This is a genomic window from Methylobacterium sp. Leaf466 (assembly GCF_001425565.1).
In the GTDB taxonomy this organism is placed as follows: Bacteria; Pseudomonadota; Alphaproteobacteria; order Rhizobiales; family Beijerinckiaceae; genus Methylobacterium.
The window spans coordinates 152,069-172,778 of record NZ_LMRC01000033.1 but is presented as its reverse complement, the minus strand read 5'-3'; the positions used below and the strand labels follow the sequence as shown (position 1 = coordinate 172,778).

Annotated in this window: 22 protein-coding genes; 14 read left to right on the top strand and 8 right to left on the bottom strand. The window is 70.0% G+C overall.

The features are described from left to right. Positions 1–215: 215 nt before the first annotated feature. The 4 genes from ASG59_RS15825 to ASG59_RS15810 all read left to right on the top strand — a co-directional run bounded on the left by ASG59_RS15825 (position 216) and on the right by ASG59_RS15810 (position 4,195). Entirely contained in the window at positions 216–1,721 is a 1,506-nt protein-coding gene (locus ASG59_RS15825) for an exopolysaccharide biosynthesis polyprenyl glycosylphosphotransferase (protein ID WP_055878775.1), read from the top strand. Positions 1,722–2,043: 322 nt separating this feature from the next. Then, the gene (gene serA, locus ASG59_RS15820) at positions 2,044–3,636 is read left to right on the top strand and encodes a phosphoglycerate dehydrogenase (RefSeq protein ID WP_056409990.1); all 1,593 of its coding nucleotides are present in this window, start codon (positions 2,044–2,046) and stop codon (positions 3,634–3,636) included. Positions 3,637–3,695: 59 nt separating this feature from the next. Beyond that, on the top strand, positions 3,696–3,923 hold the full coding sequence (locus tag ASG59_RS15815) for a DUF1902 domain-containing protein (protein WP_056410093.1): 228 nt from the start codon (positions 3,696–3,698) through the stop codon (positions 3,921–3,923). A gap of 77 nt (positions 3,924–4,000) precedes the next feature. Beyond that, positions 4,001–4,195: a type II toxin-antitoxin system HicA family toxin gene (locus ASG59_RS15810; protein WP_055878780.1), complete on the top strand. Its 195-nt coding sequence runs from the start codon at positions 4,001–4,003 to the stop codon at positions 4,193–4,195. 29 nt (positions 4,196–4,224) lie between these two features. Here ASG59_RS15810 and ASG59_RS15805 read toward each other — a convergent pair whose 3' ends face one another. Continuing rightward, positions 4,225–4,539 carry a DUF2853 family protein gene (locus ASG59_RS15805; protein ID WP_055878782.1) on the bottom strand — a complete coding sequence of 105 codons (315 nt, stop codon included), beginning with the start codon at positions 4,537–4,539 and terminating at the stop codon, positions 4,225–4,227. A gap of 144 nt (positions 4,540–4,683) precedes the next feature. Between ASG59_RS15805 and mtnA the strand changes: the two genes are divergently transcribed. Further along, positions 4,684–5,781 carry an S-methyl-5-thioribose-1-phosphate isomerase gene (gene mtnA / locus ASG59_RS15800; protein WP_055878785.1) on the top strand — a complete coding sequence of 366 codons (1,098 nt, stop codon included), beginning with the start codon at positions 4,684–4,686 and terminating at the stop codon, positions 5,779–5,781. A 3-nt stretch (positions 5,782–5,784) separates the two neighbouring features. Here the strand turns inward: mtnA and ASG59_RS15795 are convergent, their stop codons facing one another. Next, positions 5,785–6,309, bottom strand: coding sequence for a TIGR02281 family clan AA aspartic protease (locus ASG59_RS15795; protein ID WP_056409984.1), 525 nt, complete (start codon positions 6,307–6,309; stop codon positions 5,785–5,787). A gap of 383 nt (positions 6,310–6,692) precedes the next feature. Between ASG59_RS15795 and ASG59_RS15790 the strand changes: the two genes are divergently transcribed. From ASG59_RS15790 to ASG59_RS15765, 6 genes are all read left to right on the top strand, one after another. Further along, the gene (locus ASG59_RS15790) at positions 6,693–7,388 is read left to right on the top strand and encodes a 50S ribosomal protein L25/general stress protein Ctc (protein WP_055878790.1); all 696 of its coding nucleotides are present in this window, start codon (positions 6,693–6,695) and stop codon (positions 7,386–7,388) included. A gap of 116 nt (positions 7,389–7,504) precedes the next feature. Then, positions 7,505–8,113, top strand: a complete 609-nt coding sequence (gene pth / locus ASG59_RS15785) for an aminoacyl-tRNA hydrolase (protein WP_055878793.1) — start codon at positions 7,505–7,507, stop codon at positions 8,111–8,113. Positions 8,114–8,158: 45 nt separating this feature from the next. Continuing rightward, on the top strand, positions 8,159–8,392 hold the full coding sequence (locus ASG59_RS15780; RefSeq protein ID WP_056409983.1) for a hypothetical protein: 234 nt from the start codon (positions 8,159–8,161) through the stop codon (positions 8,390–8,392). 4 nt (positions 8,393–8,396) lie between these two features. Beyond that, positions 8,397–8,831: a PIN domain-containing protein gene (locus tag ASG59_RS15775; protein ID WP_162245465.1), complete on the top strand. Its 435-nt coding sequence runs from the start codon at positions 8,397–8,399 to the stop codon at positions 8,829–8,831. An 8-nt stretch (positions 8,832–8,839) separates the two neighbouring features. Then, a complete protein-coding gene (gene ychF, locus ASG59_RS15770; protein WP_055878804.1) occupies positions 8,840–9,937 on the top strand; it encodes a redox-regulated ATPase YchF in 1,098 nt (365 codons plus the stop codon). Between the two features lie 142 nt (positions 9,938–10,079). After that, a complete protein-coding gene (locus ASG59_RS15765) occupies positions 10,080–11,069 on the top strand; it encodes a MaoC family dehydratase (protein ID WP_056409977.1) in 990 nt (329 codons plus the stop codon). A 36-nt stretch (positions 11,070–11,105) separates the two neighbouring features. On the opposite strand, the gene glp is transcribed toward ASG59_RS15765, so the two are convergent. From glp to ASG59_RS15735, 6 genes are all read right to left on the bottom strand, one after another. After that, complete coding sequence (gene glp, locus ASG59_RS15760) at positions 11,106–12,335, bottom strand: gephyrin-like molybdotransferase Glp (RefSeq protein WP_056409974.1); 1,230 nt, start codon at positions 12,333–12,335, stop codon at positions 11,106–11,108. Next, positions 12,332–12,829, bottom strand: a complete 498-nt coding sequence (moaC, locus tag ASG59_RS15755; RefSeq protein ID WP_055878816.1) for a cyclic pyranopterin monophosphate synthase MoaC — start codon at positions 12,827–12,829, stop codon at positions 12,332–12,334. Before moaC ends, glp begins: the two co-directional genes overlap by 4 nt. A gap of 1 nt (position 12,830) precedes the next feature. Further along, positions 12,831–13,661 (bottom strand): indole-3-glycerol phosphate synthase TrpC, encoded by an 831-nt coding sequence (gene trpC, locus ASG59_RS15750; protein ID WP_056409972.1) that lies wholly within the window; start codon positions 13,659–13,661, stop codon positions 12,831–12,833. A 10-nt stretch (positions 13,662–13,671) separates the two neighbouring features. Then, positions 13,672–14,685 (bottom strand): anthranilate phosphoribosyltransferase, encoded by a 1,014-nt coding sequence (gene trpD / locus ASG59_RS15745; RefSeq protein ID WP_056409968.1) that lies wholly within the window; start codon positions 14,683–14,685, stop codon positions 13,672–13,674. A gap of 51 nt (positions 14,686–14,736) precedes the next feature. Then, a complete protein-coding gene (locus ASG59_RS15740) occupies positions 14,737–15,351 on the bottom strand; it encodes an aminodeoxychorismate/anthranilate synthase component II (protein ID WP_056280254.1) in 615 nt (204 codons plus the stop codon). Between the two features lie 89 nt (positions 15,352–15,440). Beyond that, positions 15,441–17,534, bottom strand: a complete 2,094-nt coding sequence (locus ASG59_RS15735) for an ATP-binding protein (protein ID WP_056409966.1) — start codon at positions 17,532–17,534, stop codon at positions 15,441–15,443. Between the two features lie 253 nt (positions 17,535–17,787). On the opposite strand from ASG59_RS15735, the gene ASG59_RS15730 reads away from it, so the two are divergent. The 3 genes from ASG59_RS15730 (at position 17,788) to ASG59_RS15720 (ending at position 20,687) form a co-directional block, all read left to right on the top strand. Then, the gene (locus ASG59_RS15730) at positions 17,788–19,059 is read left to right on the top strand and encodes a pilus assembly protein TadG-related protein (protein WP_056409963.1); all 1,272 of its coding nucleotides are present in this window, start codon (positions 17,788–17,790) and stop codon (positions 19,057–19,059) included. 363 nt (positions 19,060–19,422) lie between these two features. Then, entirely contained in the window at positions 19,423–20,052 is a 630-nt protein-coding gene (locus ASG59_RS15725) for a TadE family protein (RefSeq protein WP_056409960.1), read from the top strand. Continuing rightward, positions 20,049–20,687 (top strand): TadE/TadG family type IV pilus assembly protein, encoded by a 639-nt coding sequence (locus ASG59_RS15720; protein ID WP_162245464.1) that lies wholly within the window; start codon positions 20,049–20,051, stop codon positions 20,685–20,687. The genes ASG59_RS15725 and ASG59_RS15720 overlap by 4 nt, the downstream gene beginning before the upstream one ends. Positions 20,688–20,710: the final 23 nt, after the last annotated feature.

Here is a 20,710-nt window from a genome sequence, read left to right as displayed (position 1 = left end):
GGCCGGCCACGGGCGGCCGATCGAACCGGGACATCCCGACCCCCTTCATGGGCCGGGTCGCGACCCGTCTGCTACGGCGTCCGCTCCCGGAGAGCGGGCGCCGTCTCGTTTTCGGGGGTGCGGGAATTGCGCAGGACAGATGGCAGGTGACGATCGTGTGGATCGATCGGTCATTTTGAAACAATTCCCGGCCCAAGACGGTACACAGCACCACCATGCTCCAGGAACCGCCCCCGAAGGTCTATCACCGGCTGCCCTCCCTCGGCGCGCGCCGCCGCGACGTGTGGGCCTCGCTTCTGCCGCGTCGCAACCGTGCCGCCTTCCGCGTCGGGATCTCCGGGGCCGTGGCGATGACCGATCTCCTGGTCATCGTCGGCACGGCCTATGCCGTCGACATCGCGTATTGCTTCGCCACCGCCCGGATCTTCATGCCGGCGGGCACCGGCACCTGGCTGCACATCTCCGGCCTGCTGGCCCTGATCATCCTCACCACCAACATCGTGCGCGAGGACTACGGCATCGAGGCGCAGATCGCGCAGCGTCCCCACCTGCGCCGCACGGCTACCCTGTGGCTGGCGGCCTGGGCGCTGACCCTCGTCGTCGGCTTCGCCACCAAGACCTCGAACGATCTCTCGCGGGCGGTGACCGCGGGCATCTTCGTGGCCGGCCTGCCGGCGATGCTCGTCGTCCGGTTCGGGATGGTCCGGCTGCTGCGCCACGGCATCACCTCCGCATCGGCCTCGATCAGCCGGGTCCACCTCGTCGGCTACGAGGAGGACATCGCGCGGTTCTACGACGGCAAGGACGCCGATGCCCTCGGCCTACGGATCATCGGGACGAGCTATCTGCGCCGGGTGGCGCCCGAGGCCGACGAGGCCGCGCGTCGGACGCAGGTCGCGGAGGATCTCGACCTCGCCGTCTCGGTGATCCGCTTCCTCCAGCCCGACGACGTGTTCATCCTGGTGCCGTGGACCGACACGGCGGACGTGGAACGCTGCGTCGACGCCTTCCTGCGCGTGCCGGCCACCCTGCACCTGCGCCCCGGCTCGATCATGGACCGCTTTCCCGATCTCCAGGTCGGGCGGATCGGCCAGCTCTCCGGCATCCGGGTCGGACGCAAACCGCTCCAGGCCGGAGAGATCTTCGTCAAGCGGGCGATGGACATCGGCCTGTCGCTCCTCGCCCTGGTGATGCTGGCGCCGCTGTTCGTGGCGGTGGCGATCCTGATCAAGCTCGACAGCCCGGGGCCGGTGTTCTTCCGCCAGCGCCGCTACGGGTTCAACCAGCAGGCCTTCGGGGTCTACAAGTTCCGCAGCATGAAGACCGAGCGCAGCGCGGTGTTCCGGCAGGCCTCGCGCAACGACAGCCGGATCACCCGGGTCGGCGCCGTGTTGCGGCGCTCCAACATCGACGAGCTGCCCCAGCTCTTCAACGTGGTGCTGGGCGAGATGTCCCTGGTCGGCCCCCGCCCGCACGCCCTGGCCCACGACCGCAGCTTCGAGCGCCGGATCGCCCTCTACGCCCGCCGCCACAACGTGAAGCCCGGCATCACCGGCTGGGCGCAGGTCCACGGCCTGCGCGGCGAGACGCTGACCGACCTCGACATGGAGCGGCGGGTCGCCCACGACCTGCATTACATCGACAACTGGTCGGTCTGGCTCGACATCCAGATCATGGTGCGCACGGTGGTGTCGCCGCGGGCGTATCGCAATGCCTATTGATACGGGTTCCGCTTGAATCGAGCAGGAACCGTATCACCGAGCCCGCGCGGCGCCTGAGCGAAGCCCATTTCCGCATCACGAAGTGAACAATCGAAATGGTATGAGACCGGATGCCTGCGCGGGATCGCGGCGGTCGCCGCCCCGCCGAGGTTTCCTGTCAGACCGGCGGAATTGTCCGGTGGGAGCGGGTTTGCGCAGGGTGGCTCTGTGGCTATGAAAGCGCGCGTCCCCTCGCCGAGGACGGCGCCACGAGAGGGAGCGCGCCGTCTCCCCTCGGCGGAGCGACAGGCCCCGCGCCTATCCACCCGAGCCGGAGACACCGATGCCCGCTCCCAAGGTCCTGATCTCCGACGCCCTGTCCGATGCCGCCGTGCAGATCTTTCGCGACCGGGGCATCGACGTCGATTTCCGCCCCGAGCTCGGCAAGGACAAGGACGCCTTCGCGGCCATCATCGGCGATTATGACGGGCTGGCGATCCGGTCCGCCACCAAGGTGACGCAGAAGGTGCTGGACCGGGCCGGCCGCCTCCGGGTGATCGGCCGGGCCGGGATCGGCGTCGACAACGTCGACGTGCCGGCCGCCACCGCCCGCGGCGTCATCGTGATGAACACGCCCTTCGGCAATTCGATCACCACCGCCGAACACGCCATCGCGATGATGTTCGCGCTCGCCCGCCAGATCCCGCAGGCCGACCTCTCGACCCAGGCCGGCAGGTGGGAGAAGAACCGGTTCATGGGCGTCGAGCTGACGGGCAAGACCCTCGGCATCATCGGCTGCGGCAACATCGGCGCCATCGTCGCCGACCGGGCCATCGGCCTCAAGCTCAAGGTCGTCGCCTACGATCCTTACCTGTCGCCCGAGCGGGCGATCGAGATCGGCGTCGAGAAGGTCGACCTCGACGTGCTCCTGGCGCGGGCCGACGTCATCACCCTGCACGTGCCGATGACCGAGAAGACCCGCAACATCCTCTCCTCCGAGAGCCTGGCCAGGACCAAGCCCGGCGTGCGGATCGTCAATTGTGCCCGCGGCGGGCTCGTGGACGAGGTCGCCCTGCGCGCCGCCCTCGACTCCGGCCACGTGGCGGGGGCGGCCTTCGACGTCTTCGTGGAGGAGCCGGCGACGGAAAACCCGCTGTTCGGGCACCCGAATATGATCTGCACGCCGCATCTCGGTGCGGCCACCAGCGAGGCGCAGGAGAACGTGGCGCTTCAGGTGGCCGAGCAGATGGCCGACTACCTGCTCCAGGGCGCCATCACCAACGCCATCAACTTCCCCTCGATCACCGCCGACGAGGCGCCCCGGCTCAAGCCGTTCGTGGCGCTGGCCGACAGGCTCGGTTCGTTCCTCGGCCAGCTCACCGAGGCGCCGATCAAGGGCATCCGCATCACCTACGAGGGGGCGGTGGCCTCCATGAACACCCGCGCCCTGACCTCGGCGGCGGTGACCGGCGTCCTGCGGCCGTTCCTGGCCGACATCAACATGGTCTCGGCCCCCATCGTGGCCCGCGAGCGCGGCATCGTGGTGGAGGAAGTCAAGCGCGAGGGTGCGGTCAGCGACTACGAATCGGTCGTGCGCATCACGGTGGACGCAGAGGACATGCCGCGCGACGCCGCCGGCACCGTCTTCCACGACGGCAAGCCGCGGATCATCGAGATCCGCTCGATCCCCATCGACGCCGCCTTCGCGCCGCACATGCTCTACGTGCGCAACCACGACAAGCCGGGCTTCATCGGCCGGCTGGGTAGCGTGCTCGGTGAAGCGAACGTCAACGTCGCCACCTTCAGCCTCGGCCGCGAGGAGGAGGGCGGCAACGCCATCTGCTTCTGCGCCATCGACGCGCCGATCTCGGAGTCCGTGATGGCCGAGATCGCGGCGATCCCGCAGGTGAAGCGGGTGCGGGCGGTGAGCTTTTAAGTACCTTGTCTCGAGGAGCCCGCCGGGCGAACGTGCAGGTCAGTCCGGAGACCATGTCGATGATCCGTCACGCCGTTATCCGTTGCGCCTGGGACAGCGACGCAGGGGTATGGTTCGTCCAGGAGACCGATATCCCCGGCCTGATGACGGAAGCTCCGACGTTGGATGCGCTGCGTCGCAAATTGCCGATCATGATCCGAGACCTCGACGCGTTCGCGTCCGGGACCGAGGTCGAGCTCGATCTGATCGCCCATGCGCATGAACGGATTCGCTTCGAGGCGGCGTGATCTTGTTTGCGCCCGCCCAGCACAGAAGGATTGTGCTCTATCCTCGCACGCAGAGTGCTTTATGAGGCCTGCGCTACGTGACGGACTTTACCCCGGCATTGAAAAAGTTGCTGCGTCTGAATGGCTTCGCGTTCTGGCGTAGCGGTCGCGGCGACCATGAGATCTGGCGGCAGGACGAGACCGGCCTGAAAGTCGTCGTCGATAACGCAATCAAATCGCGTCACACCGCCAACGGCGTCCTCAAACAAGCGAAGCTTCCAAAGGCGTTCTGACCGAACGACCGAATGCGTCCCCGATCCCCTCACGCGAAAGTAGCGAGCTTCCCGTAACGCTCGGCCAGCAGATAATAGAACGTCAGCCGCGACTTCGAGCGCGAGGCCTTCATCGTCTCGCAGACGTCCTTGATGGCGGCGTCGAGGTCGTCGCCGGACAGGCCGAGCTTCTTCTTGAGGAAGTTCTCACGCACCGTGTCGAGTTCGGCCTGGTCCGAACAGGCGACGAACTTCGTGTCGGGCTTGGATAGGACCAGCCGGTAGGTCTTGGCCATCGCCTCCACCACCGCCTCGTCGACGGGGCCTTTGGCGTATTTCTTCACGTCGGCGAGATGATCGCTCATGATCTGACGCTCCCGATGCCGCCGATTCGGGCGGCTGCGACCGGGGTAGCTTGGCCGAGAATCGCATCCTTGCAAACCGCCATGGGTCGGGGGTGGCGGGATCGCCGCTGGCCGTCCGCTGCGGATTGTGCGAGAGGCCCGCGCATGAACATCGACGGTCGCCCCTACCGCACCATCCTCCCCGAGGCCGACGGCCTGTCGGTCCAGGTCATCGACCAGACCCGGCTTCCGTTCGCCTTCGAACTGAAGCGCTTGGCGACCCTGGACGATGCGGCGGTGGCCATCCGCACCATGGTGGTGCGCGGCGCTCCCCTCATCGGCGTCACCGCCGCCTACGGGATGGCGCTGGCGATGCGCGCCGACGCCACCGCAGCCGGCATCGACCGGGCCGTGGCCACCCTCGCGGCGACCCGCCCCACCGCGATCAACCTGCGCTGGGCGCTGGCGCGCGTCGCCGCCCTCCTGCGCGCTGCGCCCGAACCGGAGCGTGCCGCCCTGGCCTTCGCCGAGGCCGGCCGCATCGCCGAGGAGGACGTCGAGAGCTGCCGGGCCATCGGCGAGCACGGCGCGCGGCTCCTGGCCGACATCCACCGGAAGACCGGCCGGCCGGTCGACGTGCTGACCCATTGCAACGCCGGCTGGCTCGCCACCGTCGACTGGGGCACGGCACTCGCGCCGATCTACGCGGCCCACGAGGCCGGCGTGCCGGTCCATGTCTTCGTGGACGAGACGAGGCCGCGCAACCAGGGTGCCGCGCTCACCGCGTTCGAGCTCAACGGCCACGGCGTGCCCCACACCGTCATCGCCGACAACGCCGGCGGCCACCTGATGCAGCACGGGCGGATCGACATCTGCATCGTCGGCTCGGACCGGACCACCGCCACCGGCGACGTCTGCAACAAGATCGGGACCTATCTGAAGGCGCTCGCCGCCCACGACAACCGCGTGCCGTTCTACGCCGCCCTGCCCTTCTCGACCATCGACTGGACGCTGCGGGACGGGGTTCGCGAGATCCCCATCGAGGAGCGCGACGGCCGCGAGGTCTCCCACCTCACCGGGCGTCTGGCCGAGGGCGGGTTCGCCACCATCGAGGTGGTGTCGCCCGGCAGCCCCGTCGCCAACCCCGCCTTCGACGTGACGCCGGCGCGCCTGGTCACGGGGATCATCACCGAGCGCGGCATCGCGCAGGCGGACGAGGCCGGCCTCCTATCGCTCTACCCTGAGCGGCGCAGCGCGGCCTGAGCCTCACCCGCGCAGGGTCAGGCGCCCGCGCGCCATGCCGACGTCGGGCAGGCGCCGCAGGAACGACATGCCGAGCAGGCTCGTGGAGAGCTTGCCCCGCGGCACGATGACGGCCTCCACGTCGCGCACGGTGATCGCGCCGATGCGGATGGCCGGGATGCGCACGGGTGCCACCGCGACGGTGCCGTTGGCGGTCTGGGTCCTGGCGGTGAAGTCGCGCTCGTAGACACGGATGCCGGCCCGCTCGGCGTCCTCCTGCGAGAAGGCGCACAGGGTCGCCCCGGTATCGACCATCATCGAGAGGCGGTTTCCGTCGATCTGCACCTGCGTGAAGAAGTGCCCCTGCGCATTGGCCTCCAGCACGAGCGTGGTCGGCGCCAGGGCCACCGGTGCGGGGGTGTGCATCATGACCTGCCCGCCGTCCGGAGCCGGCGGCGGCGCCCGTTGGTCGAGGCGGCCGGCGAGGCCGACGCCCCACAGGGTGGCGGCCGCGGAGATACCGAGCGCCCACAGGATCGGTCGCGTCATGAGGTGGACTTCCCGGTGGGCGCGGTCTGGACGCCGCAGGGTGCTGCTGATCCGGCGGTCCCGCCGTCCGGCTCGATGAAGGTGGGTCGGTCGTAGACCGGCGTGGTTGAGGAACTGCCTCATGTCGGCCGACCGGATGCGGCCAGGGCCTGAAAATCGCGGCGGATGGTTTCTCGACGGTCGCCGGAACCGCCGGCATTGGCGCCATCCCGGCCGGCACCTTGCCGTTGCATGGGGCGGCGTCAGCGATTACACAGCGCCTTGCGCTCGCCAGACACCCCTGGAGGCACGGGCGCATCCATTAGGATCGGTGCTGGGCCGTCCGTTTCGGGCGGCTTTCGTCGTTCCGTCCCTAGCAATCGCATTTTTATGAGGATCACGTCATGAGCGCCGTCAAGCCGCTTGAGGCCGTGGCACGCGACCGGGTCGGCAAGGGGGCCGCCCGGGCCGTTCGTCGCCAGGGTCAAGTTCCCGCCGTCATCTATGGTGGCGGCAAGCCTCCCCAGGCCATCGCCATCGACCTCGTCCGGGCTCGCACCCTGATCTACGCCGGCGGCTTCAAGACCACGCTGTTCGAGATCGATGCCGGCGGCAAGAAGACCCGTGCGATCCCGCGCGACTTCCAGCTCGACCCGGTGAGCGGCGTGCCGCTGCACGTCGACTTCCTGCGCGTCGTCGCCGGCCAGACCCTCGAGGTCGAGGTGCCCGTGCACTTCGTCAACGAGGACGCGGCCCCCGGCATCAAGCAGAACGGCGGCACCCTCAACATCGTGATGCACACGATCCCGCTCGAAGTCCCGGCCGACGGCATCCCCGACGCCATCGAGATCGACCTCACCGGTCTTCAGATCGGCGACACGATCCACATCGAGTCGGTGAAGCTGCCCGCCAACGCCACCTACAACGGCGAGCCCGAGGCGCCGGTCGCCAACGTGGTGCCGCCGACGGTCCTGGGTGCCGAGGTCGAGGCCGAGGAGGCTGCGATCGCCGAGGCCCAGTCGGCCGAAGCCGCCGAGGAGAAGGCCGAGGAAGAGGCCGAGGCCGAAGAGGCCGCCGACGAGGCCAAGAAGGAGGATTGAGGCGACGGGTCCATCGCGGCCCGCCCTCGTTCCGTTTCGACAGATGCTCCGGCCGCGAGGCCGGGGCATCTTTGCGTTGATGGCCGCCTGACCGCCGGCCCGTGGAGCGTTCGGCCATGCATCTCATCGTCGGCCTCGGCAACCCCGGTCCGCGCTACGCCAAGAACCGCCACAACATCGGTTTCCTCGCCCTCGACGAGATCGCCCGGGTCCACCGTGCCGGCCCGTGGCGGCGCAAGTTCCAGGGCGAGATCGCCGAGGCGACCCTCGGCACCACGCGCGCGATCCTGCTCAAGCCCCAGACCTTCATGAACGACTCGGGCCGCGCGGTCGCCGAGGCGCAACGGTTTCACAAGATCGCCCTGTCCGACGTCATCGTCCTGCACGACGAACTCGACCTCGCCCCCGCCAAGCTCAGGCTCAAGCTCGGTGGCGGCAACGCCGGCCACAACGGCCTGCGCTCGATCACCGCGCTCTGCGGCAACGATTACCGCCGGGTGCGCCTCGGCATCGGCCACCCCGGCGACAAGGCGCTGGTCCACGCCTACGTCCTCAACGACTTCGGAAAGGGCGAGGCGGCCTGGGTCGACGACCTCTGCCGCGCCATCGCCGACCACGCCGCGCTGCTCGCGTCCGGCGACGACGCCGCCTTCCAGAACAAGGTCCACCTCGCCATGTCCGGGCGCGGCTGGGACGACGTCAAGCAGGTCAATGCCCGCGATTGACACGAAAACACGAGGACACGATATGCAGGGCGTCGGAGAATCGTGATGAAGAACGTGACCGTGACGATGAGCGAGGCCCTCTTGCAGAGAGCCCGTATCGCTGCGGCACGCGACGGAAAAAGCCTGTCCCGTTTCGTGGCCGAGGCCGTCGAAGACCGCGTCGGCAGGCCGTTGACCCAGCGGGAGGCTCTCGATCAGTTTCTATCGGGACCGTCCTGGCACGTTCTCGACGATAATGGGCGAGCGCCCACGCGCGATCACATGTACGACGATGACTGAGCGCGTGTTCGTCGACACGAACGTCTTTCTTTATGCGCGGGACGACCGTTTTCCGGAAAAGCAGGCACGAGCGCGACACTGGCTTTCAGTCCTGACGAATCGCGACGTATTGGTGATCAGCCCTCAGATCCTGGGCGAAATCCACAGCGTCGTCCTCCGTGGCAAGGTGCCGGGCGGACTCGCTGACATCCGCGACGCGACGCGCCTTTTGGAAAGATGGTCGCGCGGAACGACCGACCTCGAATTGCTCTCGGGCACTTGGTCGATCCGGGAGGAAACAGGGTTTCAATGGTGGGATTGCGTGGTCCTGGCTGCAGCGATTCGCGCCGGGTGCCGCTATCTCCTCTCGGAAGATTACGAACACGGGCGCGAGGTTCGTGGAACGACGATCCTGAGCCCTTTCCAGGTCGCGCCCGACATGCTGACGATCGAACATTAGGAAACATCATGGGCTTCAAATGCGGCATCGTCGGCCTGCCGAACGTCGGCAAGTCGACCCTCTTCAACGCGCTGACGCAGACGGCCGCCGCGCAGGCGGCGAACTATCCGTTCTGCACCATCGAGCCCAACGTCGGCGAGGTCGGCGTGCCCGACCCGCGCCTCGACGACCTCGCCCGGATCGCCTCCTCCAAGGAGATCATCCCGACCCGGCTCACCTTCGTCGACATCGCCGGCCTCGTGCGCGGCGCCTCCAAGGGCGAGGGGCTCGGCAACCAGTTCCTCGCCAACATCCGCGAGGTCGATGCCATCGCCCACGTGGTGCGCTGCTTCACGGACGGGGACGTCACCCACGTCGAGGGCAAGGTCGACCCCAAGGCCGACATCGAGACCATCGAGACCGAGCTGATGCTGGCCGACCTCGACAGCCTCGAGAAGCGCCTGTTCGCTCTGGAGAAGAAGGCCAAGGGCGCCGACAAGGAGGCCAAGGAGGCCCTCGACCTCGTCAACCGCGCCCTGCCGCTCCTGCGCGAGGGCAAGCCGGCCCGCCTCGTGCCCCGCAAGCCCGAGGAGGAGGCCCTGTTCCAGACGCTCGGCCTGATGACCGCCAAGCCCGTCCTCTACGTCTGCAACGTCGACGAGGCCGATGCCGACAAGGGCAACGCCTATTCCGAGGCCGTGATGGCGCAGGCCAAGGCCGAGGGCGCGCGCGCCGTGGTGGTCTCGGCCAAGATCGAGAGCGAGATCGCGGTGATGCCGGTGGCCGACCAGGGCGACTTCCTCGAGGCGGTCGGCCTCACCGAACCCGGCCTCAACCGCGTCATCCGCGCCGGCTACGAGCTTCTGGGCCTCATCACCTACTTCACCGTCGGCCCCAAGGAGGCCCGCGCCTGGACCATCGAGAAGGGCACCCGCGCCCCCGCCGCGGCCGGCGTCATCCATACGGACTTCGAGAAGGGCTTCATCCGCGCCGAGACCATCGCCTTCACCGACTACACCACCCTCAAGGGCGAGAGCGGCGCCAAGGAGGCCGGCAAGTTCCGGCTCGAGGGCAAGGAGTACGTGGTCCAGGACGGCGACGTGCTGCATTTCCGGTTCGCCAACTGATACGGTTTCCGCTTGGATCAAGCGGGAACCGTATCACCGAGCCCGCGCGGCGCCTGAGCGAAGCCCATGTCCGCATCACGAAGTGATCACCCGGACATAGTATGAGCCGAGCCGGGCGCCGCGGCCGGCACGAGGGACCCGCATGACAGAGATCGCCTTCGAGGATTTCTCCCCCGGCGAGGTGATCGACGGTGGCCCGATCACCGTGACCCGCGACGACCTCGTTGCCTTCGCGGCGGAGTTCGACCCGCAGCCGTTCCACCTCGACGAGGAGGCGGCCAAGGCGACCTTCGTCGGCACCCTGATCGGGTCCGGCTGGCAGACGACCGGGTTTGGCATGCTGCTCCTGCAGCGCCACGCCTTCCGCGGCGGAACCTCGATGGGTTCGCCGGGGGTGGCGCAGCTGCGCTGGCTGCGGCCGGTCATGCCCGGCGACAGCCTGCGCGCCGTCATCAAGGTCGAGGATTGCCGGACCTCCGGCTCGAAGCCGGACCGCGGCTTCGTGCGCTTCGGCCTCACCGTCATCAACGGCCGCGACGAGACCGTGATGAGCCAGGCCTTCACGGTGATCTTCCCCCGCCGGGGCCGCGAACCGCTGCCGCCGCGCAGGGTCGTCCTCGACGAGCCGGTCCCGGTGGTCGAAGGGGAGGACGCTGAGATCCTGCACTTCCTGAAGGATGCCGTCGTCGGCCACGCCCGCGATCTCGGGCGCCATGTCTTCACGCAGGCCGACATCATCGCCTTCGCCCGCGCCTACGATCCGCAGGCCTTCCACATCGACCCCGAGGCGGCGCGGCACACCCATTTCGGCGCCCTGTGCGCCTCGGGCTGGCACACCACCGCCGCCTGGATGAAGCGCCTCCACATCACCCGGGCGCGCGACGCGGCGTTCACGCAGGCCCGTGGTCCGGTGCCGCAACTCGGACCCTCGCCGGGGTTTCGCGACCTGCGCTGGCTGCAGCCGGTCTATGCCGGCGACACCATCCGCTACACCTGCACCCTGGCCGAGGCCCGCGCCACCGCCTCGCGCCCCGGCTGGGGTCTCGCCACCCACCACAACACCGGCCACAACCAGCGTGGCGACAAGGTGTTCGAGTTCACGGGTTCGGTCTTCTGGCAGTGGTCGGCGTGAGGGACACCAACCTCGGCCGACCGTCCCGGAGTGCGGTCAGACGAGCGCCCGGTCCAGGCGCAGGATGCGGCAGGGCTCCCCGCTGACGGCGGCAGGCGCATGGGGGGGACGGATCAACAGCGCTTCCGCCTGGCCCAGCACCGACAGCATCGAGGAATCCTGGCGGTTCTCCGGAAAGACCAGGGGGAGGCGGTCGGACGCGGTCTCGATGCGGGCCCGCATGTAGTCGGCGCGGCCGTCGTTGGCGGGCAGGTCGGTGGCCAGGGTGCCCGGCTCGCTCCGGTCGGCGCCGGCGGTGGGGTCGCCCAGCATGGCGCGGACCGCCGGCACCACGAAGAGCAGGCCGCAGACGATCGCCGAGACCGGGTTGCCCGGCAGGCCGATCACCATCATGTCCCCGAGGCGCCCGTGCATCAGCGGCTTGCCCGGCCGCAGCGCCACCCTCCAGAACCCGAGTTCGAGCCCCTGGCGATGCAGGGCCGACTGGACGAGGTCGTGGTCGCCCACGGATGCCCCGCCCAGCGTCACGAAGAGGTCGGCGCGCACGTCCCGCGCCCGCTCGATCGCGCCCTCGAGGGCGTCCAGGGTGTCGCCGGCGATGCCGAGGTCGACCGGCTCGCCGCCCGCCTCCCGTACCAGGGCCGCCAGCGCGAGGCCGTTGGAGGCGACGATCTGGTCCCAGGCGGCTGGCGCCCCCGGAGCGACCAGTTCGTCACCGGTGGCGAGGATCGCCACCCGCGGCCGGCGACGCACGGCGAGGGTCGGGCACCCGGCCGCGGCCGCCAGCGCGAGGCGGCGTGGGTTCAGGGTCTCCCCGGCGTGCAGCAGGCGGTCGCCGTCCTTGAAGTCGAGACCGCTCGGGCGGATGAAGCGGCCCGCCGCCACGGTCTCCCGCGCGGTGATCCGATCCTCCGCCGCGTCGGCGTTCTCCTGGATAAGGATGGCGTCGGCCCCCTCCGGCACCGGCGCCCCGGTGAAGATCCGCACGGTCTCGCCCGCCGCGATGGCGCCGGTGTAGCCGTGCCCGGCCGTACTGACGCCGACCCGGCACAGGCTCGCCGGAACGGCGGCGACATCGGCGCTGCGCACCGCATAGCCGTCCATGGCCGAGGCCGGGAACGGCGGTTGCGTGCGCGTCGCCGTCACCGCCTGCGCCAGGGTCCGGCCCGCGCACGCCGCGATGGGCAGCGTTTCGGCCTCCACCGGGCCGCGCACGTTTCCCAGGATGCGGGCCAGCGCCTCGGCGACCGGGATCAGGCCGCTCACGGCCCCATGCCCGCATCGTCCTCGGCCCGGAAGGCACCGGAGCGCCCGCCGTCCTTGGCGAGCAGGCGGATGCCCTCGATGCGCATGCCGCGGTCCACCGCCTTCACCATGTCGTAGACCGTGAGGCAGGCGACCGAGACGGCGGTGAGCGCCTCCATCTCGACGCCGGTGGGGCCCTGCACCTTCACCTCGGCCGTCACCCGCACGCCGGGCAGCGCCTCGTCGATCTCGCAGTCGACGCGGACCTTGGAGAGCAGCAGCGGGTGGCAGAGCGGGATCAGCTCGTGCGTGCGCTTCGAGGCCATGATCCCGGCCAGACGGGCCGTGCCGATGACGTCGCCCTTCTTGGCGTCGCCCTCGCGGATCAGCGCCAGGGTCTCGGGCCGCATCACCACGTGGCCGGCGGCGACGGCGGTGCGGGCGGTGGCTGCCTTGTCGGAGACGTCGACCATGTTGGCGGCGCCGGCCGCGTCGAGATGGGTGAGGCCGGTCATGTCAGGCCTTCGCGCCGAACAGGAGGCTGCGGGTGGCCGCCGCCACGTCGGCCTGGCGCATCAGGCTCTCGCCCACCAGCACGGTGTGCAGGCCGTGTTCGGAGAGGCGCACGACATCGGCGTGATCGGAGATGCCGCTCTCGGCCACCGCGATGCGATCGGCCGGGATACCCGTGGCGAGATCGATGGCGGTCTCGAAGGCGACCTCGAAGGTCTTGAGGTTGCGGTTGTTGACGCCCACGAGCCGGGTGCCCAGCGGCAGGGCGCGGGCGAGTTCGGCCGCGTCGTGGACCTCCACCAGCACGTCCATGCCGAGATCGCCCGCGGTCTCCACCAGGGCCTGCGCCTCGTCGTCGTCGAGGCAGGCCATGATGACGAGGACGCAATCGGCGCCCCAGGCGCGGGCCTCGTAGACCTGGTAGGGCTCGAACAGGAAGTCCTTGCGCAGCACCGGCAGGGCGCAGGCCGCCCGCGCCGCGGTGAGATATTCGGGCCTGCCCTGGAACGAGGGCGTGTCGGTGAGCACCGACAGGCAGCTGGCGCCGCCCCGCTCGTAGGCCTCGGCGATGGCGGCCGGGTCGAAGTCGGCCCGGATCAGGCCCTTCGAGGGCGAGGCCTTCTTGACCTCGGCGATGAGGGCGGGGCGCCCCTGCGCGACATGGGCCGCGATGGCCTCGGCGAAGCCCCGGACCGGACCGGCCTTGGCGGCGCGCTTCTCGAGGGTGGCCAGCGGCAGGCGCAGCTTGGCCTCGGAGATCTCGCGGCGCTTGTAGGCCTCGATACGGGCGAGCACGTCGGAACGCGGAACGGGCGGGGCGTCGGTCTCGGACATGGGGCGCCTCTCAGGCGTTCGAGATCTGGACGAGGCGGTCGAGGGTCGTTCGCGCGGCACCGGAGTCGATGGCGGCCGCCGCCCTGGCGACGCCCTCGGCGAGGGTGCCGGCGGCCTGCGCCACCACCAGGGCGGCCCCGGCATTGAGCACGGCGATGTCGCGGTAGGCGCCTGCCCGGCCGTCGAGGACGCCCCGCAGGGCGAGCGCGTTGTGGTCGGGGTCGCCGCCGCGCAGGTCGTCGAGGGTCCACAGCGGCAGCCCGACCTCGCGCGGGTCGATGGTGAAGCGGTCGATCCGGCCCTCGTCGAGGGCGACCACGGCGGTGGGACCGGTGACGGTGATCTCGTCGAGCCCGTCGCTGCCGTGGACGGTCCAGACGCGGCGGCTGCCGAGTTCGGCCAGCACCCGGGTCAGCGGCTCGGCCCAGGCCGGGCTGGAGACGCCGAAGAGCTGGCGCTCGACGCCGGCCGGGTTCGAGAGGGGGCCGAGCAGGTTGAAGATCGTCCGGGTCGGCAGCTCGGCCCGGATCGGGGCGACGTGGCGCATGGCGCCGTGGTGGGTCTGCGCGAACATGAAGCACAGGCCGGCCTGCGCCAGGCAGCGCGAGAGGCCGTCCGGATCGAGCCCGAGCTTCACCCCGAGGGAATCGAGCACGTCGGCCGCGCCCGAGCGCGAGGTGGCGGCGCGGTTGCCGTGCTTGGCCACGGGCACGCCGCAGGCGGCGGTGAGGATCGCGGCGAGCGTCGAGACGTTGTAGCTGCCCGAATGGTCGCCGCCGGTGCCGACCACGTCGATGGCGCCGGCCACCGGCGCGACCCGGACCATGCGGGCCCGCATCGCCTCGACGGCGCCGACGATCTCGTCATCGGCCTCGCCGCGCACCTTGAGGGCGATGAGGAAGGCGCTCGCCTGCACGGGCGTCACCTCCCCCGACAGCAGGTGGTCGAAGGCGGCACGGGCCTCGCCGCGCGAGAGCGCCCGGCCGGCCGCGACCGTCGCGAGGAGGGCTTTGAACGAATCCATCGTCGTGGCGCGGTGTCCGCTCCGGTTCCGCCGGTCCGGCGATCGCCGCCGTCAATGCACGCCGGTGCGCGCCTTGTCACGCCCTGCGTTCCAGGCGGCGGCGATGTCGAGGAAGTTGCGCACGAGATGGGCGCCGTGGTGCGAGAGGATGCTCTCGGGATGGAACTGCACGCCGTGGACCGGCAGCTGCGTATGCGCGAGCGCCATGATCAGACCGTCCGCCTCAGCGGTGACGGCGAGCGTGCCGGGGCAGGTGGCACGCTCGACCACGAGGGAATGGTAGCGCGTCGCCTCGAACGGGCCGTTGAGCCCGCGGAACAGGCCCGTGGCCCCATGCGTGATCACCGAGACCTTGCCGTGCTTCGGGACGGGTGCGCGCACCACCGCCCCGCCGAACGCCTGGCCGATGGCCTGTAGCCCGAGGCAGACCCCGAAGATCGGGATCTCGCCGGAGAGTTCGCGGATGACGTCGAGGCAGATGCCGGCCTCGTTGGGCGAGCAGGGCCCGGGCGAGAGCACCACGGCGTCGGGCGCGCGCGCGCGGATGCCGTCGATGGTGATGCCGTCGTTGCGCACCACGTCGATCGATCGGCACAGGGGGCCGATGAGATGGACGAGATTCCAGGTGAAGGAATCGTAGTTGTCGATGACGAGGACGTCGGACATCGGCTCACGCGGTCGAGAGTGTCGCCTCGATGTGACGACAGCCACCCGATGGGTCAACCCTATGGCGACCGCCGGGGGGCGCGACGCCGTCAGCCGCCCGTTTCCCCGGGCGCCCTGACGGCGACCGAGCGCAGGATCCGTCCGAGCTGGTCGGCGGAATAGGGCTTGTGCAGCAGCACGACGTCCTGCGCGCCCTCCTGGGCCAGCACGTGGCTGTAGCCAGAGGCCAGCACCACCGGCAGGCCGGGCAGGCGCTCGGCCAGGAGCCGGGCCAGGGCGATGCCGCCCATACCCGGCATCACCACGTCCGAGAACACGGCGTCGAAGCCGGCCCCGTCGGTGCCGAGGATGTCGAGGGCGGCCTCGGCATGGGCGGCCAGGATCGTCCGGTAGCCGAGGTCTTCGAGCACCTGCGTCGCGAACCGGCCGACCTCGACGTTGTCCTCGACCACCAGGATGCGCCGACCGCCACCCCCCATCGGGGACGCCTCCTCGATCGGGGCGGCGAGCGCGGCCGGCGAAGCGGAGGCGACTTCGGGCAGGTAGAGCGTGAAGGTCGTCCCCGCCCCCGGCACGCTCTCCACAGCGATGTCGCCGCCCGATTGCCGGGTGAAGCCGAACACCTGCGACAAGCCGAGGCCGGTGCCCTTCCCGACCTCCTTCGTCGTGAAGAACGGCTCGAAGATCCGGCAGATCCGGTCCTCCGGGATGCCGCTGCCGGTGTCGGTCAGCGACACCGCCGCGAACGGGCCCTTCCCCGTGGCCGGGCTGCGCACCGAGGGGATGTCCCCCTGGCTGGACAGGCGGATGACGAGGGTACCGATGCCGTCCATGGCATCGCGGGCATTCACCGTCATGTTGACGAGGGCGGTCTCGAACTGGTTGAGGTCGGCCTCGACGAAGCAGGGCCGTTCCGGCGTCTCGATCGTCAGGCGGATGCGGGCGCCGATGAGGGTATCGAGCATCTCGGCGACGCTGCGCAGGCGCTCTCCGACCTCGAACACCTGCGGCTTGAGGGTCTGGCGTCGCGCGAAGGCCAGGAGCTGGCCGGTGAGCTTGGCGGCCCTGTCCACCGTGTCGGAGACGGCGTCGAGGTAGCGCGCCCTGCGGTCCTCCGGCAGGGACGGACGCCGCAGCAGGTCCACCGAGGACCGGATGATCGTCAGGAGGTTGTTGAAGTCGTGCGCGACGCCGCCGGTGAGCTGGCCGACCGCCTCCAGCTTCTGCGACTGACGGAGCTGGTCTTCGAGGCGCTGGCGGCTCGCCTCGGCCTCCAGCTCGGCGGTGACGTCGCGGCCGACCGCGTTGAAGCGATCGCGGCCCGGCTCGGGGACCAGCGACCAGGCGATGCTGCGCCAGGAGCCGTCGGCGTGGCGCAGGCGGTTGACGTAGCGGACCGGCTGCCGGTCCTTTTCCAGGTGCGCCAGGCAGCCGGCGACGGCAGCGACGTCGTCGGGATGGACGAGCTGCATGTAGGGGGTCGTGACGAGGATTTCGGCGTCGTGGCCGAAGGTCCGCACCCAGGACGGGCTCACCCTGAGGATGCGCCCCTCGAAGTCGGCATAGGCGAGGAGGTCCTCGCTGCTCTCCCACAGGTGGTCGCGCTCGGCGGTGCGCTCCTCCACCCGCCGCTCCAGGCTCTCGTTGAGGCTGCGGACTTCGGCCAGAGCGGTCTCGAGCCGCCTCTGGCTCTCGGCCAGGGCGGCATCGGCCAGGACGCGGCCCGTGGTCTCGTTGGTGAAGATGAACAGGCCCGCCACGGCGCCGTCGGCATCGAGCACCCGCGAGTAGGAGAACGTCCACCACGTCTCCTTGGCGCCGCGGTCGGTGTCGAGGGTCCAGGGCAGGTCGACGAAGCGGCGGCTGCGGCCCGCCATCGCCTCGGCGATGATCGGCTTGGCCTGCTCCCAGCCGTCGGCCCAGACCTCGGCGAAGGTCGATCCCATCGCCCAGGACAGCCGCGGCCCGAGCAGCGGGAAGTAGGTCTCGTTGAAGAAGAAGTGCAGGTCCTCGCCCCAGCACAGGATCATTGATTCCGGCGAGTTCAGGACCAGCGACAGCGCCACCTGCAGGGCTTCGGGCCACGCGTGCGGGGCACCGAGGGGATGGCCCGACCAGTCGCGGGCGCGGATCATCTGCGCGGCCCTGCCGCCGCCCGCCAGGAACCCCGGCTCGTCGGTCATGCGGCCACCGCGCGGCACGAGCGGAACCGCGGGCGATCGGACGGCCGGTGCGGTTCGCGGTGCTCCATCGGATACGATCTACAGGAGACACGCGCCACATGCGACGGCATTGGTCCTGCGGTCGCGGGCCGACCGCCGGGGCGGGACGCTCTTCGGGTGGGTCACAACCGAATCTCAAGCATTCGCGGTCCATCGATCGGCAGACCCGTCGCGCCCTCGGCAGCGACCGCCCTGACCAGAAAGACGTGCGGTGATGACGCCGAAGTCCCTCCGCCTCGCGTTTCGGGCGTCGACGTCGGGGGGCACGCTCGTCCTGTTCGCCCTCGCCCTGCCGGTGCTGATGGGGATCGGAGGGGTCGCCGTGGACTACGGCACGTGGGTCAAGCAGCGCTCGCAGCTGCAGGCCGCCGCCGATGCGGCGGCGATGGCGGCCGCCCGCGAGCTCGCGGTGAACGCCTTCGAGCCGCTGCGGATGCAGGCCGTGGCGGAGAGCTGGGCGAAGAAGGCGTTTCCGGCCGACGGCGCCGAGATCGGCCTTGCCACCACCGTCTCGTCGCTGGACGAAGGGCGCAGCGTCCAGGTCCGGCTGACATCGGAGCGCCAGCAGACCCTGTCGGGCATGCTGGCGATCGTTCCGGGCACGATCGAGGCCTCCTCGGTGGCGACCCTGCGCGGCCAGCGCAAGGTGTGCGTGATCGCCCTCGACCCGGCCAGCAGCGCCACCATCCACCTCAAGTCGAACGCCTGGCTCACGGCCAAGGGTTGCGACGTCCACTCGAACGCCGTCAGCAGCAGCGGCATCGCCTCGGACAGCGGCATCCAGGTGACGGCGGCGCGGGTATGCTCCGGCGGCGGCTTCTCGGGCCAGGGGACGTTCTACGGGTCGCGCATCGGCGATTGCCGCGGCATCGACGACCCCCTCGCCGACCGGCTGGCGCCCTCCCCTTCCGCCGGATGCACCGCGACCAAGGCGTCGGTCGTCGACAAGGGCACCGCCGGGGGGCGCCACTTGCTCCAGCCCGGCACCTATTGCGGAGGGCTCTTCATCGGCGGCAACTCCTACGTGAGCCTCGCGCCGGGGGAGTACGTGATCAAGGACGGCCCCTTCGTGGTCGATTCGAACGCCGACGTGCGCGGCGACGGGGTCGGGTTCTACCTCACGGGGACGGGCAGCACCTTCCAGTTCCTCAGCAACGCCCGCGTCGACTTCAACGCGCCGCGCTCCGGGGCCATGGCCGGGCTGCTGTTCTTCGAGGACCGCGCCGCTCCGCTGCTGCGCAACCACGAGATCAAGACCAACTATGCCTCGAACATGACCGGGACGGTCTACCTGTCGCGCGGGCGGTTCGTGGTGGACGCCACCAACGACGTCGCCCAGCAATCCGCCTTCACGGTCATCGTCACGCGGCAGATGCTGCTGACCGCCAACCCGAAGCTGACGATCAACACCAATTACGGCGCCACCACGGTGCCGGTGCCCAAGGGTCTCGGACAGACCGACGGGGACGTGCACCTGATCCGTTGAGCCCAATCGCGATCCGCCGTGCGAAGACCGGTCATCCCATTTCTGGGGTGATCACTTCGTGATGCGGAAATGGCCTTCGCTCAGGCGCCGCGCGGGCTCGGTGATACGGTTTACGCCTGATTCAAGCGGAAACCGGATCACGGGCCGCGACCATGCGAGGTCGACGAAAGGTTTGAACAAGGACCGCGTGCTATCGCTCGAGACGGCGACAAGACGTCCCGACGATCGCACAGCATCGCGCACGATGGTCCGGACGGGACAGGGACGGTTTCTCGTGGATGCGCGGCATGCTCCGCTGGACGACACGCAGACGGCTCCGGCATCCGGCCTGACCATCAGCCCCCCTCGGCGGATTCCCGGCCGATGACGACCGCCGGTTCCGCGGTCGCGAGGACGGGCGCCGCCCTGCGGCGATGCGCGACGCGAGGACGCTCGATCGGCTCGGACCGCACAGGAGCGGCGGCGGTCGAATTCGCGATGATCGCGCTGCCGATGCTGATGACCTTCCTCGTGATCCTGGAAGTGGCCCTGATGTACTGGATGGGGCACGCCATGGACAACGCCACCGAGATCGCCGCCCGCAAGATCTCCAGCGACACGCTCGTGGCCGCCCCCAGCGGCCAGACGCCGTCGACGTCCGCCCTGCGCACCGAGATCTGCGGGCAGATCGGCGCCCTGTTCAACTGCGATTCGATCCGGATCCACCTGCGGACGTTCGACACGCTCTCCACCGCCTCCGTCGCCCTGCCGATCGACCCGGCGACCCGCGCCTGGAGCGAGGGCTTCGGGACCACCTCAGACTGTCCGCGCGACGGCGCCATCGCTGTGCTTCAGGTCGCCGCGGAGTTCGTCGGACTGTCAGGGTTGAGCCTGGGCCACGAGGAACTCGCCAACGGCAACCGCGTCCTCCAGGCGGCCTACACCTTCCGCATCCAGGACGGCCTCGGCCTTCCCGCCCAATGCGCGGCCCCGGGGACGACGCCCGCGCCATGACGGTCCGGGGGCCGCGTGCCGGGGATCGGCCGGGCGCACGCTCCCTCGCGGGTCGGTTCCGCGCGGCCGAGGACGGGATCGCGGCGGTCGAATTCGCGATGTTCGCGCCGATCCTCATCCTGATGATCGTCGGATGCGCCGAGCTCTCGCATTTCGCCAACAATGCCCGCAAGGTCGGTTTCCTGGCCCGCGCGATCGGCGAGATCGCAAGCCACGGCGAGACCCTCGACGCGGCGGCCGCCGCCAAGCTGTTCGGTGCGGCCGGCCTCATCCTGCCGCCGTTCGACGGGACGACCGCCAAGGTCAGGCTGAGCACGATCGGGGCCCCCGCCAAGGACGGCGCCGTCACCGCCAAGGTCTGCTCGACGGCCGCCACCGCCAATGCCGCCCCGCGCGCCGTCGGCGAGGACGTGACCCACCTCTTCTCGAACGAGGAGGCCGGCACCCGCTTCCTCTACGTCGAAGTCGAGATGCCCTATCGCATCCTCTTCGCCAGCGGGATCCTGAGCCCGGACCACGGCAGCGACAGCCTCACGATCCGCAAGACCCTGAAGTGGCCGGTCCGCAAGGGCGTCCGCAAGAACAGCCGCTACCCGGAAGTCGTGCTGCCCATCGGCGGCGCCTGCACGGCCTGATCGCCCGGATGACCGGCGCCAGT